Consider the following 13,867-nt stretch of genomic DNA (forward strand, 5'->3'; position numbering starts at 1 on the left):
GCTGGCCGGTGTCGACGGCGCCCCCTGGCGCCCCGGGGACGGCTCCGGACCGACGGGAGAACCGTTATGAACATCGCTGTTCCGCGTCCCGCCTACGATGTCGAGGCCATTCGCGCCGACTTTCCGATCCTGTCGCGGAGGGTCTACGGCAAGCCGCTCGTCTATCTCGACAGTGCCGCCTCGGCGCAGAAGCCGCGCGCCGTCATCGACGCGATGGTACAGACCTACGAGACGGCCTATGCCAACGTGCATCGTGGCCTGCACTTCATGGCGAATGCGGCGACGGAAGCCTTCGAGGACGCGCGCGAGGCCGTGCGTGGCTTCATCAATGCCGGCAGTTCCGACGAGATCATCTTCACGCGCTCGGCGACGGAGGCCATCAATCTCGTCGCCGACTCCTACGGCCGCACGGCGATCGGGGAGGGCGACGAGATCGTGCTCTCCATCATGGAGCACCACTCGAACATCGTGCCCTGGCACTTCCACCGCGAGCGCAAGGGAGCGGTGATCAGATGGGCGCCGGTGGACGATGACGGCGTCTTCCTTCTCGATGAGTTCGAGCGGCTGCTGACCGAGCGCACGAAGATCGTCGCCATCACGCACATGTCGAACGTGCTCGGCACGGTGACACCCGTCAAGGACATCATCCGGATGGCCCATGCGCGGGGCATTCCCGTGCTGGTCGACGGCAGCCAGGGCGCTGTCCACCTGCCCGTCGACGTGCGCGACCTCGATGCCGACTTCTATGTCTTCACCGGCCACAAGGTGTACGGCCCGACGGGCATCGGCGTGCTATATGGCAAGCGCGAGTGGCTCGAGAGGATGCCGCCGTTCAACGGGGGCGGCGAGATGATCGAGACGGTGACGACCGAGACCGTCACCTACAACACGCCGCCTCACCGCTTCGAGGCCGGCACGCCGCCGATCGTGCAGGCGATCGGGCTCGGCGCCGCGGTCCGCTATGTTGAGCGGCTGGGGCGCGAGGCAATCCTGGCGCACGAGGAGATGCTTCGGGATTACGCCCATGCGCGCCTCGGCGCGATGAATTCCATCAGGATCATCGGCCGCGCTCCGCACAAGGGGGCGATCCTCGCGTTCGAGATGAAGGGAGCGCACGCCCACGACGTCGCCACCGTCATCGACCGCTCCGGCATTGCGGTGCGAGCCGGGACGCATTGCGCCATGCCGCTGCTCGCCCGCTTCGGGACGACGGCGACCTGCAGGGCTTCATTTGCGCTGTACAACACGCTCGACGAGGTGGATAAGCTCGCCGACGCTTTGACCAAGGCCGAGCAGCTGTTCGCCTGAGGAGATCTGCAGTGACTGACGCTTCCGCACCGGTCGCCGACGCGAGGCCCAATAGCCCGACCATCGCTTCGCCGTCGAGCCTCTCCGCCGACGAGCTGGAGCGGCTGACCGACGACATCATCGCCGCGCTGAAGACGGTCTATGACCCCGAGATCCCGGCCGACATCTACGAGCTCGGCCTGATCTACCGCGTGGACATCGACGACGACCGCAACGTCACGATCGACATGACGCTGACCGCGCCGGGCTGCCCGGTGGCCGGCGAGATGCCGGGCTGGGTGGAGAATGCCGTGTCGGCCGTGCACGGCATCCAGGGCGTGACGGTCAACATGGTCTTCGATCCGCCGTGGGACCAGAGCCGCATGTCGGACGAGGCGCGCGTCGCCCTCGACATGTGGTGAGCGCACGAGGCGCCGTCATGGCCGAGACCCTCGCAGAACGCGCGCCGCCCCGCCTCCGCGGCGTCCTCGAGACGGCGCTCTACGTGGATGACCTCGGCAAGGCCGCCCGGTTCTACGAGGATCTCTTCGCCCTGCCGGCCCTCTTCGCCGACGATCGGCTCGTCGCACTCGATGTCGGCGGACGCAGCGTCCTGCTCCTGTTCAAGCGGGGGACAACCCTCGAGGAGATCAGGATGCCGGGCGGCACCATCCCGCCGCACGACGGGGACGGGCCCCTGCACGTTGCTTTCGCCATCGCGCGGGAGGACCTGCCCGCGTGGGAGGAGAGGCTTGCCGAGCGCGCCGTCGCCATCGAGGGGCGCACCCGCTGGCCGCGCGGCGGCGAGAGCATCTATTTCCGCGATCCGGACGGGCACCTCCTGGAGCTCGTCACGCCCGGCGTGTGGAGCACCTATTGAGGGCGCGGCGCATGCCGATGCGGTTGCGCGAGGTGCCGGTGGCACGTGCGGGCCTCCCTCGACCGGCGGGCGCCGAGCGATTATCTTCTGTGCAGAGCTGTTGTTCGTAGGGCCTTGAACCCTGCCTGGAGGACAGACGGAATGGGTGCTTCCCGCACCAAGCTCAAGGTGATGAGCCTGACCGACGCGGCGGCCGACCGTGTCAAGGAGATCATGGCCAAGGCCGGCAGGCCGATCGCCGGCGTGCGCGTCGGCGTGAAGAAGGGCGGCTGTGCCGGCATGGAGTACACCATGGAATATGCCGAGAGCATCGCCCCCGGCGACGAGATCGTAGAGGACAAGGGCGTGACGCTCCTCGTCGATCCCAAGGCGGTGCTGTTCCTCCTCGGCACGGAGATGGACTACAGGATCGATAAGCTGTCGGCGCAGTTCGTCTTCAACAATCCCAACCAGACCTCCGCCTGCGGCTGCGGCGAGTCGGTCGCCATCACGCCCGCCAAGGCCGAGACGCTGGCAGCGGCGTCCTGAACCGTTGGACACAGCCTCGATCCTCGATCTCTTCGCGGCATTCGGGCCGGTGAGCGTGCGTCGCATGTTTGGCGGGCACGGGATCTATCGCGACGGCGTCATGTTCGCGCTCGAAGCCGAAGGTGAGATCTATGCCAAGGCGGATGGCGAGACGGAAGGCGCGTTCCGTGCGGCCGGAAGCGCTCCCTTTGCCTATGACACGAAGGACGGCAGGCACGTCGTGATGTCTTACTGGCGCCTGCCCGACGAGGCGCTCGAAGATCCCGACGCATTGAAGCACTGGGCCGAATTGGCGCTCGCGGCCGCACGGCGGGGGAAGAAGCGCTGACGAGGTGCCCGCATCACGCGACGTTGGCGACGAGTTCCGTCTCGGTCGTCGTGCGGTTGCGTCCCAGGCGCTTTGCGAGGAGCAGACACTGATCGGCACGCTCCAGCAGGGAGGAGGCGGTATCGCCCTTGCGCAGCACGGCGACGCCGAGCGACAGCGTCACCCGTCCCAGCGACTCGCCCGTGGAGCGCTTCACCAGTTCGCGCGACATCACCGTCTGGCGGATCGTTTCGGCGATGCCATGCGCCGTTTCCAGCAGCGTGTCCGGCAGCAGGACCGCGAATTCCTCGCCGCCGAACCGCGCGAGCGTCGCCTTCGTCTTCACCTTCTCGCGCATGGTGGCGCCGACGAGGCGCAACACCTGGTCGCCCGTCAGATGGCCGTAGGTATCGTTGAAATGCTTGAAATGGTCGACGTCGATCATGACGAGCGCCAGCGGCGTCCGGCTGACGGTCGCGTGGTCGATAGCCTTCACCAGCATCTCGTCGAAGTGCCGCCGGTTGGCGACACCCGTCAGGGCGTCGGTGAGGGCGTCGAGCCGCACGGCCTCGAGGGACTCGCGCAGCGACGAGATCTCGCCACGCGTTTCGCGCAGGCGCGCTTCGAGGGTCTTGTTCGTCGCGGCCGCGTCGCGCGTCGCGAGCACGAGCGCCTCGACGATGCTGCGCAACCGCGCCCGGTCGACGGTTTCGGTGAGGTCCTTGGAAATGGTCACCAGGGACTCGCCGTATCGCGCCGTCGACCCCATGGCGAGGTCGAACATCTCCATGACCTGGTCGATCTCGGCGAGCACGCTCAGGCTCGCACGCTCGGCGTGATGCGAGAAGCGGTGCGGCGACAGATGCGTGTCGTAGAGCTCGTCGATGTCGGCGTCGCTCAGGCGGCCGTTGAGTCCGAGCAGCCGGTCGACGGCCGCGGTCAGCGCCGGCCTTTGCGCCGAGACATAGGTGAACCACAGCTCGTAGCTGCGCGGATGAGCAGGAGCCCCCAGCGCCTTCAGGCGCTCGAAGGCTGCCTCGCCAATGGCATAGGTCGGATTGACTTCGGCGTTCTGCCCGGTCATGCGTCCGCAACCCCTCAAGCGCACGGTGGGTCGAGCTTATCGCTCAGCGTGCTTTCTCGTCAGTTAAGACGGAAGGGGTGAAATGGCGCAATCCACATGCCGCGGCCGTCTTGTTCGTGCGCAGATCCGCGCGTCGCTACCAGGACACCGGCGCCGGCCGCCGCGCAAGGCCGCGCTCCATCCCCGTCGCTGTGAGGTCGCTCGCCGACGCCGCAGATGGTATCGGCTCAGTCCTGCTCGGTCGCGGCCGCGGCCTTGCCGATCCGCACCGGGCGGAGCAGGAAGGCAGGGACGTGGTCCCCCAGCCCGACCACGGGCGGGCCGTCGTCATTGTCGCGCCGACGCTGGCTCGAGACCGGCGGCATCGCCCGCCCGGGCGAGGGAACATGCGAGCGTGCTTCGCTCTCCCGCGGCCGGGAGCGCCCGCCCCGGCTGCCGCGGCCCTCGCGGCCTTCCTCGCCGCGTCCGCCACGGCGCCGCGGCCGCTCGTCGCTTGCCGGCTCGCTGTCGAGATCGGGAGACAGCTTCGCTCCCTCCCATTCGATCGACTGGTTGGTCAGCTTCTCGATGGCCGAAAGCGCCTTCTCGTCGGCGCTGGTCACGATCGTCGCGGCATAGCCCGAGCGACCGGCGCGCCCCGTGCGGCCGATGCGATGGACGTAATCCTCTGCGTGGTGCGGCACGTCGAAATTGAAGACGTGGCTCACGTCCGGAATGTCCAGCCCGCGGGCGGCGACGTCGCTCGCGACGAGGAGGGTGATTTCCCCGTTGCGGAAGCTGTCGAGAGCCTGCATGCGCGAGCGCTGGTCCATGTCGCCGTGCAGGGCGGCCACGTTGAACCCGTGCTTCTCCAGCGACCGGTGCAGGATGGCGACATCGCGCTTGCGGTTGCAGAAGATGATGGCGTTCTTCAGGTCCTCGGCGCTGCGGATGAGGCGGCGCAGCACTTCGCGCTTCTGGTGCGCCTCGCGGCCGGAGGCAACGAGGCGCTGCGTGATGGTCGCCGCCGTCGTGGAAGCGCGCGCCACTTCCACCCGCGCCGGATTGTGGAGGAATGTGTCGACCAGACGCTGAATCTCCGGCGGCATGGTCGCGGAGAAGAACAGCGTCTGCCGCGTGAAGGGCACGAGACGGCAGATGCGCTCGATGTCCGGGATGAAGCCCATATCGAGCATGCGGTCCGCCTCGTCGATGACGAGGATCTCGATGCCCGTGAGCAGAAGCTTTCCACGCTCCACGTGATCGAGCAGCCGGCCGGGTGTCGCGATCAACACGTCGGCGCCGCGCGTGATCTTCGCGTCCTGGTCGCCGAACGACACGCCGCCGATGAGAAGGGCAACGGACAGCTTATGGTTGGCGCCGTACTTGGCGAAGCTGTCCTCCACCTGCGCGGCGAGCTCGCGGGTGGGCTCGAGGATCAGCGTACGCGGCATCCGCGCGCGGGCGCGCCCACCCTCGAGGACAGTAAGCATCGGCAGGGTGAAGGCGGCGGTCTTGCCGGTGCCCGTCTGCGCGATGCCGAGCACGTCCCTGCGCTGCAGAACATGCGGGATCGCCGCGGCCTGAATGGGGGTCGGCTCGCTGTAGCCGGCGGCGGTGACAGCCTGGAGAACCTTCTCGCTGAGGCCGAGATCGGAAAATGACATCATGGTCCGTGACGATGCGTCCGCGGAGGCACGTGGGTTCGTTTCGACCGGGACGGTTGGACCGATCAAGCGGTCCGCTTACGGTCGCTCGATTGCGACGCCTGCGCGGAACATAAGAGGATCGTGTCCGATGTCAACGCGGGCCTTGACAAGAAACGGGCCGAAGTGGCTGAGGCAGGCAACCGGGCGATCGCGCACACTGCGCCGGGCCGGCAGGCACTCCTGGACGAAGCCGGATTGCCGCTTTGTCCTGCACGGGGCGAATCACGGGGGCGACCGGCCGAGCCGCGCCCGCGCATTCAACGCGTGTCGTCCGCGCGGCAGGGATCGATCCGCGTGCGCTCAACCAGCCTGCCAACGGAGCCGGTGACGATCGGGTCGACGGGCTCGCGCGCCGCCGGCATTCCGCCACGGGCGACGATGCCGTTCGCCCGTTCGCGGTCCGCCCGGACCGTCTCGGCAGCGGTCCCGAGATCGCCCATCGTCGCGGACGATATCCAATTGGCGGCGATCACCGAGAGGAAGGCGATGACAGCGGCCAGTTTGGCCATTTCGACCGGGGCGCTGCCACCGCGGTGACGCAGGAACTCACGCAACATGGAAAACCCATCGTGCGCCTGAGGCGCTCAAATCCGCACGGCGGGAGATTCGACGATCAACCTTAACATCGGGTATCCGCCTCTGCCGGCGATGCGCGCCATCGGCGTCGGCGGACCTCAGATGTCGAGTTCCGTGGCGAAGGCGGCGCGTTCCTGGATGAAGGCGAAGCGGGCTTCAGGCTTGTTGCCCATCAGACGCTCGACCGTATTGGTCGTCTCGAGCTTCTCTTCAGCGGCGACGACCACCTTGAGCAGCGTGCGCTTGCGCGGGTCCATCGTCGTTTCCTTGAGCTGGGCGGGCAGCATCTCGCCGAGGCCCTTGAAGCGGCCGATCTCGACCTTCTTGCCCTTGAAGATGGTCGCGAGCAGTTCCTGCCGGTGGTCGTCGTCGCGCGCGTAGACCGTCTTGCCGCCATGGCTCAGACGGTAGAGCGGCGGCACGGCGAGGTAGAGGTGCCCCCTGTCGATGAGCCGCGGCATCTGGCGCCAGAAGAAGGTGATGAGGAGCGATGCGATATGGGCGCCGTCCACGTCGGCGTCCGTCATGATGATGATCTTCTCGTAGCGAAGATCCTCGTCCCGGTAGTGGGAGCCGGTCCCGCAGCCGAGCGCCTGCACGAGGTCGGCAAGCTGCTGGTTCTGGGCCAGCTTGTCGCGCGTGGCCGAGGCCACGTTCAGGATCTTGCCGCGCAGGGGCAGGATGGCCTGGGTCGCCCGGTCGCGCGCCTGCTTGGCCGAGCCGCCGGCCGAATCGCCCTCGACGATGAAGAGCTCGGAGCCGGCGGCGCCGGCATTGGTGCAGTCGGCGAGCTTGCCGGGCAGGCGCAGCTTGCGCGTCGCTGTCTTGCGCGCGACCTCCTTCTCGGCCCGCCTGCGCAGACGCTCCTCGGCCCGTTCGATCGTCCAGTCGAGGAGTTTGGTCGCCTGCTGCGGCGAGGCGGCGAGCCAGTGGTCGAAGGCGTCGCGCACCGCGTTCTCGACGATGCGCGAGGCTTCGAGCGTGGCGAGCTTGTCCTTGGTCTGCCCCTGGAACTCCGGCTCGCGGATGAAGACGGAGAGCATGGCGCCGCAGGTGGCCATGACGTCGTCGGTCGTCACCTGTGCCGCACGCTTGGCCTGGCCGACGCGCTCGGCATGGTCGCGCAGGCCGCGCAACAGGGCGACGCGCAGGCCGGACTCGTGCGTGCCGCCTTCCGGCGTCGGGATCGTGTTGCAATAGGAGGAGACGAAGCCGTCGTCGGTCGCGAGCCAGGCGACGGCCCATTCGAGCGAGCCGTGGCCGCCCGGCTTGTCGATCTTGCCGGCAAAGAGCTGGTCGGCCACAAGTTCGCGGCCGTCGAGCTCACGGGCGAGATAGTCCTTGAGGCCGCCGGGGAAGCGGAACACGGCCTCCGGCGGCACGCCATCGACGCTGGCGGCGAGCGTGGGGGCGCAGCGCCAGCGGATCTCGACGCCGCCGAAGAGATAGGCCTTCGAGCGCGCCATCTTGAACAGGCGGCGCGGGTTGAAGTGCACGCCATCGCGGAAGATCTCGGCGTCCGGCCTGAAACGCACGGTCGTGCCGCGCCGGTTCTGCACCGCGCCGACGATCTCGACGCCGGTCTGCGGCACGCCGCGCGCATAGACCTGGCGATAGAGCGTCTTGTTGCGTGCCACCTCGACTTCCAGCCGCTCGGCGAGCGCATTGACGACGGAGACACCGACGCCGTGCAGGCCGCCCGACGTCTCGTAGACCTTGGAGTCGAACTTGCCGCCAGCGTGGAGCGTCGTGAGGATGACTTCAAGCGCCGACTTTTCCGGAAACTTCGGGTGGGGGTCGATCGGGATGCCGCGACCGTTATCGGTGACGCGCAGGAAGCCCGTCTCCTCCAGCTCGACCTCGATGAAGGTGGCGTGACCGGCCACCGCCTCGTCCATCGAATTGTCGATGACCTCGGCGAAGAGGTGGTGCAGGGCCTTCTCGTCCGTGCCGCCGATGTACATGCCGGGGCGGCGCCGAACGGGCTCCAGGCCCTCGAGAACCTCGATCGAGGCGGCCGTGTAGCCGCTCTCGCCGGGAGTACCGCGGGCAGCGGCGGGTGAGGGGCTCTTCCCCGGGAGCTTGGCCGCCGCTGGAAGCTTGCGCGCCGCCGCGCCGCCACCCGCCCCGAAGAGATCGCCCGTATCGGCCATGCGTCCGCTTGCCCTCTCGCCGTGATTCGCACCCGTGCCCCCACTATGCCATGCCGTGCGCGGCAACGGGAACGGATGGGAAACACGCCATTCCGATGCCACCTGTCAAGGGGCCGCGGTCCGCCTGTCGGGAGGCGCCGCATCCGGGGGCCCCGGCCCGTGCGCCACGATGAGGGGAGGGGACGACGAGGAGCCCGGGACCCAGAGCCGATGCGGGTGAACCAGAAGGCGCGCCGGCCGCCGCGCCCTTGCTTGCATCGTTGTCGTTTCTGGGCCCCGGACAGCCGCTCACGCGGCTTCCGGGGTGACAGGGAGGAGGTTCACGCGGGAACCATCCACCGTCATCCCGGGACCCAGAACCGATGCGGGTGAAACAGAAGGCGCGGCGGCCGCCGCGCCCTTGCTTGCACCGTTGTCGTTTCTGGGCCCCGGACAGCCGCTCACGCGGCTTCCGGGGTGACAGTCAGAGGTTCGTGCGAAAACCATCCACCGTCATCCCGGGGCGGGGCCGGCAGGAGTGCGACTACTTGATGACATAGGAACATTGTCTTGCGATTCTCCCGTCCCGCCCGCCCGGCGGCCCAGGCCGTGATCGCCCGGGTCACCGACCGTGCCCACCAGTGGCGGGTAAAAAGGTCAGCCCGCCAGAGCGTTCACGGAGCAAGCCTCAAGCACCGCGGTCGGGAGCCGCGCCCGGCCCTCTCGTGCATGCCCGCATGCCCCGCCCCGAGCCCTCCGCGCCCGAAAGGGCGGCGGAGATCAGGGCGCCGGCGGCGCCTGAGAACTCTCCCTTCGCACGCGGGGGCAGCCGAGGCCGCCCCGCTGTTTCGAGCAGCGGCGAAGGAGTGCCGGGAGCTGGTTACGCGCCGATCTTGCCGCCGCCCCGCCGCGTGACGACGACGATCGCCGGGCGTGGGGGCATGCCCTCCTTGAAATCAGGCCACCGTGTCGACGGCTGCTCGAAGGTGGCGGCCACCTTGTCGTCCTCGGATTCGCCCGGATGCTGGACGGCGAGGAAGAGCGTCTCATCGTCGGGGGTGAAACAGGGGCCGCACATCTCCGCGCCCGCGGGCACGCGGAAGAAGTGCCGCGAGGTGCCGCGCCCTTCGCCTTCCGTCTCGAGCGCCCACAGGCCGTCGCCGCGCCCGGTCGCCTTGGGGCTGTTGCCGTCGGTCGCGATCCACAGGCGGCCCGCATTGTCGACGGCGCAGTTGTCGGGCATGCCGAACCAGCCGTCCTTGGTGGTGGCCGAGGAGAAGGTGGCGCCCACCGCGGCGATCGAGGGATCGCCGCATTTCACCAGGATTTCCCAGGTGAAGGTCGTGGCGGCATGGTCGCGGCCGTTCGGCAGCATCTCGATGATGTGACCGAAGGCGTTGTCGGCGCGCGGATTGGCGGCGTCCACCTGGTCGTTCTTGCGGCGCGTGTTGTTGGTCAGCATCACGTAGACCTTGTCGGTCTTCGGATTGGCTTCGACGTCCTCCGGCCGGTCCATCTTGGTGGCGCCGAGGAGGTCGGCGGCGCGGCGCGCCTCGATCACCACGTCCGCCTGGCTGCGGAAGCCGTTAGCCTCCGTGAGTGGCCCCTGCCCGTGGACGAGCGGCAGCCACTCGCCGGTGCCGTCCGCCTTGTACTTCGCGACGTACAGCGTGCCCCGGTCGAGGATGTCGCGGTTGGCGGCGCGGTTCTGCAGGTCGACCTTGGCCTCGGTCACGAACTTGTAGACATAGTCGAAGCGCTCGTCATCGCCCTGGTAGATGACGAAGCGGCCGTCCCTGCTGATGATGTTGGCGGCGCCTTCGTGCTTGAAGCGGCCAAGGGCGGTGCGCTTCTTGGGCACGGAATTGGGATCGAAGGGATCGATCTCGACGACCCAGCCGAAGCGGTTGGACTCGTTCGGCTCCTTCGTCACGTCGAAGCGGTCGTGATACTGGCCCCAGTTGTACCAGTTGCCGGGCACGCCGTAGCGCTTCAGCGCGGCGGCTTCGGGATGGCCGTCGGCCTTGCCCCAGAAGTATCCGTTGAAGTTCTCCTCGCAGGTGAGCCAGGTGCCCCACGGCGTGACACCGCCGGCGCAGTTGTTGAGCATGCCGAGGACCTTGCGGCCGCTCGGGTCGCTCGGCGTCTTCATGCGCTCGTGGCCGGCAGCCGGGCCGGTGATCTCCATCTCGGTGTCGGCCGTGATGCGGCGGGCATATTTCGAGCCCTTCACCACCTGCCACTTGCCGGCGATGCGGCGGACTTCGAGGATGGAGCCGCCATGTGCCGCCATCTCGATGTCGACGAGATCGCGCGTCATCCTGGCGAAACCGGCGTCCTTCGTGTCCTGCCGGCCGATGCCGGGGAACATCAGTTCCTCGTTCGTGTACTCGTGATTGACGACGAGGAGGCCATGCTCGCTCGACCCATCGAGCGGGATGAAGCCGACGAAGTCGTTGTTGTAGCCGAACTGGTGGCGCTGGGCGGCGGCGGTCTGCTTCGCCGGGTCGAAGGCCGGCGCGTCGGCGAGCACGGGGTCGCCCCAGCGGATGAGGACGTCGGCGTCGTAGCCCTCGGCGACGTGGTGCGTCTCGTCGCTGCCGGCGGCGATCTCCTTGAAATTGAAGGCAGGCCTGCCGTTCTGGGCTTGCGCCTTCTCCGCAGTGGCAAGGGCGAGGGGGGAGACGGTTGCCGAGATCGCGGTCACGGCGAGGGCTCCGCGCAGGAGGTCGCGGCGGCTGAAACGCTCGGCGATGATCTCGCCCATGGTCGGGTTGCCGCTCGTGTTGCTGCCGGCGTTTTCCGCCTCCTCGTATCGCTGCGAGCGATTCAGGGTCTTGTCGGTCATGGCTGCCTCCAGGCTTCATCGAAAGCACGGTCCGCTTCCGGCTAGCGGGGCTGGATGTCGGAGCGATGACACTGGAAAGGTTCCGGACAGGTGGCGTGGCTTCAGCCGGCATTAACCACGCGCGCCCACGATGGCGCGAGCAGTCTGGAGGTACCCCCCCCCGTGTTCCCGCGTTCCGTCGTTTTCGAGGTTCAGTCCGCCCATCTCATGCAGGCCGCCCGCTCGGCCGGCGAGGCGATCGCCTGGGTGCCACCGGCGCAACCGGAGCCGATGGATGCTCATGAGGCGATCGGCGCGGCCGCAGGCCTGCCCGCGACGCTCGTCGACCGCATGCGCCACTGGCTCGCCCGGCTCCACGCCTTCTCGATCGCGCGATGAGAATGCGCAGGGCGGGAACCTGAAGCGCTGCGAGGCGGCGCCGCAAACAGAAAGGGCGCCTCCCGGGCGCCCTTTCGCTTGTCTTGCCTGAGACGGGCTCAGACGGAATAGTACATATCGAACTCGACCGGGTGCGGCGTGTGCTCGAAGCGGATGACCTCGGCCATCTTCAGTTCGATGTAGGCATCGATGAAGTCGTCCGAGAACACGCCGCCGGCCTTGAGGAAGCCGCGGTTCTTGTCGAGCTGCTGCAGGGCCTCGCGCAGCGAGGCGCAGACGGTCGGGATCTTCTTGAGCTCCCGCGGCGGCAGATCGTAGAGATCCTTGTCCATGGCCGAGCCCGGATCGATCTTGTTCAGGATGCCGTCCATGCCGGCCATCATGAGCGCCGCATAGCAGAGGTAGGGGTTCGCTGCCGGATCGGGGAAGCGCACCTCGACGCGCTTCGCCTTGGGCGAGGTCGTCCACGGAATGCGGCAGGAGGCCGAGCGGTTGCGCGAGGAGTAGGCGAGCAGCACCGGCGCCTCGAAACCCGGGACGAGACGCTTGTAGGAGTTCGTCGACGGGTTGGTGAAGGCGTTGATGGCCTTGGCGTTCTTGATCACGCCGCCGATGAACCACAGGCACTCCTGCGACAGGTCGGCGTACTTGTTGCCGGCGAAGAGCGGCTTGCCGTTCTTCCAGATCGACAGGTGGACGTGCATGCCCGAGCCGTTGTCGCCGTAGACGGGCTTGGGCATGAAGGTGGCCGTCTTGCCGAAGCTCTGGGCAACGTTGTGGATGCAGTACTTGTAGATCTGCATCTGGTCGGCCATGTGCGTCAGCGTGTCGAACTTCATGCCGAGCTCGTGCTGGGCCGAAGCGACCTCATGGTGGTGCTTCTCCACCTTGACGCCCATCGAGGCCATGGCCGCGAGCATCTCGCCGCGCATGTCCTGGCCGCTGTCGAGCGGCGGAACCGGGAAGTAGCCGCCCTTCGTGGGAATGCGGTGGCCGAGGTTGCCGCCCTCGTAGTCCGTGTCGCCGTTCACGGGCAGCTCGGTGGCGTCGAGCTTGAAGCCCGTATTGTAGGGGTCGGCCTTGAACTTGACGTCGTCGAAGACGAAGAACTCGGCCTCGGGGCCGACGTAGACGGTGTCGCCAACGCCGGTGGAGGCAAGGAAGGCTTCCGCCTTCTTGGCGATGCCGCGCGGGTCGCGGTTGTAGGATTCGCCGGTGGTCGGCTCGAGCACGTCGCAGACGACGGACAGCGTGGGCGCGGCGAAGAAGGGATCGAGCGTCGCTGTCGAGGGATCCGGCATGAGCAGCATGTCGGACTCGTTGATTGCCTTCCAGCCCGCGATCGAGGAGCCGTCGAACATCGTGCCTTCGGCGAAGAAGTCTTCGTCGATCATGGAGACGTCGAAGGTGACGTGCTGCCACTTGCCGCGCGGATCGGTGAAGCGCAGGTCGACGTACTTGACGTCGTTGTCCTTGATCGCCTTGAGCACGTCCTTGGCGCTCTTCATCATTCGTTCCTCTTGTTGATCACGAGCTGATCCGGGCCGGGGGAAGGCCCGATTGGAAGGTCACACCGCGTCGAGCCCGGTTTCGCCGGTGCGGATGCGGATTGCCTCCTCGACCGTCGATACAAAAATCTTGCCATCGCCGATGCGTCCGGTCTGCGCGGCCTTGCGGATGGCCTCCACCGCGCTCTCGACCATGTCGTCGGCGAGCACGATCTCGATTTTCACCTTCGGCAGGAAATCGACGACGTATTCGGCACCGCGGTAGAGCTCGGTGTGGCCCTTCTGCCGGCCGAAGCCCTTGGCCTCGATGACTGTGATGCCCTGAAGGCCGACCTCCTGCAGCGCCTCCTTCACCTCGTCGAGCTTGAAGGGCTTGATGATCGCCTCGATCTTCTTCATGTGCTGCCCCGCCTTTCGCGATCGGCCACGTCGGAGAGCCGTCCCACAGTCGGCTCATAGCATCAAAATCCGGGCACCTTCCATGTGGAAGTTGGTCGGGAGGGCGCCAGATTGCCGCTGCCGAAGGCTTCATTTGCACAAATTGAGTGCAATTGCACAAAATATAGATCGGAACATTCCGGGCGAGGTGGCATGCCGCCGCGGCAGGCGCTTGGCATGACGAGCCTGCAGCGGGAATCTGCCAGAAACCTC

At 67.4% G+C, this 13,867-nt stretch carries 13 protein-coding genes; 6 read left to right on the forward strand and 7 right to left on the reverse strand.

Annotated elements, in window-relative coordinates:
• Window positions 1-66: 66 nt before the first annotated feature.
• From QNA08_RS00465 to QNA08_RS00485, 5 genes are all read left to right on the forward strand, one after another.
• The gene (locus QNA08_RS00465) at window positions 67-1,308 is read left to right on the forward strand and encodes a cysteine desulfurase (RefSeq protein WP_283738725.1); all 1,242 of its coding nucleotides are present in this window, start codon (window positions 67-69) and stop codon (window positions 1,306-1,308) included.
• Window positions 1,309-1,370: 62 nt separating this feature from the next.
• Complete coding sequence (locus tag QNA08_RS00470) at window positions 1,371-1,709, forward strand: SUF system Fe-S cluster assembly protein (protein WP_422679842.1); 339 nt, start codon at window positions 1,371-1,373, stop codon at window positions 1,707-1,709.
• Between the two features lie 17 nt (window positions 1,710-1,726).
• The gene (locus QNA08_RS00475; protein WP_283738727.1) at window positions 1,727-2,167 is read left to right on the forward strand and encodes a VOC family protein; all 441 of its coding nucleotides are present in this window, start codon (window positions 1,727-1,729) and stop codon (window positions 2,165-2,167) included.
• A gap of 141 nt (window positions 2,168-2,308) precedes the next feature.
• Window positions 2,309-2,695 (forward strand): HesB/IscA family protein, encoded by a 387-nt coding sequence (locus QNA08_RS00480; protein ID WP_283738728.1) that lies wholly within the window; start codon window positions 2,309-2,311, stop codon window positions 2,693-2,695.
• Between the two features lie 4 nt (window positions 2,696-2,699).
• Window positions 2,700-3,023 carry a TfoX/Sxy family protein gene (locus QNA08_RS00485; protein WP_283738729.1) on the forward strand — a complete coding sequence of 108 codons (324 nt, stop codon included), beginning with the start codon at window positions 2,700-2,702 and terminating at the stop codon, window positions 3,021-3,023.
• 13 nt (window positions 3,024-3,036) lie between these two features.
• On the opposite strand, the gene QNA08_RS00490 is transcribed toward QNA08_RS00485, so the two are convergent.
• The 5 genes from QNA08_RS00490 to QNA08_RS00510 form a co-directional block, all read right to left on the reverse strand.
• Window positions 3,037-4,086 carry a GGDEF domain-containing protein gene (locus QNA08_RS00490; protein WP_283738730.1) on the reverse strand — a complete coding sequence of 350 codons (1,050 nt, stop codon included), beginning with the start codon at window positions 4,084-4,086 and terminating at the stop codon, window positions 3,037-3,039.
• Window positions 4,087-4,313: 227 nt separating this feature from the next.
• Window positions 4,314-5,732 carry a DEAD/DEAH box helicase gene (locus tag QNA08_RS00495; protein WP_283739285.1) on the reverse strand — a complete coding sequence of 473 codons (1,419 nt, stop codon included), beginning with the start codon at window positions 5,730-5,732 and terminating at the stop codon, window positions 4,314-4,316.
• A 299-nt stretch (window positions 5,733-6,031) separates the two neighbouring features.
• Window positions 6,032-6,331, reverse strand: coding sequence for a hypothetical protein (locus QNA08_RS00500; RefSeq protein ID WP_283738731.1), 300 nt, complete (start codon window positions 6,329-6,331; stop codon window positions 6,032-6,034).
• Window positions 6,332-6,448: 117 nt separating this feature from the next.
• Entirely contained in the window at window positions 6,449-8,503 is a 2,055-nt protein-coding gene (gene parE / locus QNA08_RS00505; protein WP_283738732.1) for a DNA topoisomerase IV subunit B, read from the reverse strand.
• Window positions 8,504-9,362: 859 nt separating this feature from the next.
• Window positions 9,363-11,330, reverse strand: a complete 1,968-nt coding sequence (locus QNA08_RS00510; RefSeq protein WP_283738733.1) for a PhoX family protein — start codon at window positions 11,328-11,330, stop codon at window positions 9,363-9,365.
• A gap of 162 nt (window positions 11,331-11,492) precedes the next feature.
• Between QNA08_RS00510 and QNA08_RS00515 the strand changes: the two genes are divergently transcribed.
• A complete protein-coding gene (locus QNA08_RS00515) occupies window positions 11,493-11,708 on the forward strand; it encodes a hypothetical protein (RefSeq protein ID WP_283738734.1) in 216 nt (71 codons plus the stop codon).
• Between the two features lie 98 nt (window positions 11,709-11,806).
• On the opposite strand, the gene glnA is transcribed toward QNA08_RS00515, so the two are convergent.
• Both glnA and QNA08_RS00525 read right to left on the reverse strand, forming a co-directional pair.
• On the reverse strand, window positions 11,807-13,216 hold the full coding sequence (glnA, locus tag QNA08_RS00520; RefSeq protein WP_283739286.1) for a type I glutamate--ammonia ligase: 1,410 nt from the start codon (window positions 13,214-13,216) through the stop codon (window positions 11,807-11,809).
• Window positions 13,217-13,276: 60 nt separating this feature from the next.
• Window positions 13,277-13,615 (reverse strand): P-II family nitrogen regulator, encoded by a 339-nt coding sequence (locus tag QNA08_RS00525; RefSeq protein WP_283738735.1) that lies wholly within the window; start codon window positions 13,613-13,615, stop codon window positions 13,277-13,279.
• Window positions 13,616-13,867 lie beyond the last annotated feature (252 nt).

This window comes from Chelatococcus albus, from assembly GCF_030067675.1.
Lineage (GTDB): Bacteria > Pseudomonadota > Alphaproteobacteria > Rhizobiales > Beijerinckiaceae > Chelatococcus_A > Chelatococcus_A albus.